This window comes from Oleiphilus sp. HI0123, assembly GCF_001635315.1.
Genome location: NZ_LWGE01000784.1, coordinates 1 through 554 on the forward strand (window position 1 = coordinate 1; position 554 = coordinate 554).

A 554-nucleotide genomic window follows, 5' to 3' on the forward strand; every position below is an offset into this window, starting at 1 on the left:
CGGGGTTTTGCCGATTCCTCAGCCGCCAACTAGCTCAAACTTTGAGGTAGATGTATCATCGTTTACTCAGTTTGGTAGCCCGTTTGCTGTAAATGACTTAAGTCAGAATGGTTATACCACAGGTCGATTAGTCGGTCTGGATGTCGATGAGTCGGGTGTCATTCTGTCTCGTTTCTCCAACGGTGAGTCTTTGGTTCTAGGGCAGGCAGCTTTGGCTAACTTCAATGACGTAGAAGGCTTATCACCTGATGGCGATAGTGTTTGGGTGCAGACTTTTGCTTCGGGTGACCCGATTGTCGGGGCGCCTGGTACGGCGTCTTTGGGTCTATTAACGGCCTCTGCAGTTGAGCAATCGAATGTTGATTTATCTGCTGAGCTGGTAAATCTGATTGTTGCGCAGCGTAACTATCAGGCCAACTCCAAGACCATTGAGACGGCCGATACAATCCAGCAAACTATCTTGAATATCTAGTACTGAATTTCGCTCATAGCCTTCCTTGTTTGGGTTGGCTAGATAATTGCAGAGCTTAGGCTAAGGCGTTTGCAGTGTCCGT

At 48.0% G+C, this 554-nt stretch carries 1 protein-coding gene; it reads left to right on the forward strand.

All coding sequences use genetic code 11. The features are described from left to right. The coding region (locus tag A3761_RS06885) for a flagellar hook-basal body complex protein (RefSeq protein ID WP_156491695.1) at window positions 1-472 on the forward strand (472 nt) is incomplete at its 5' end. Window positions 473-554 lie beyond the last annotated feature (82 nt).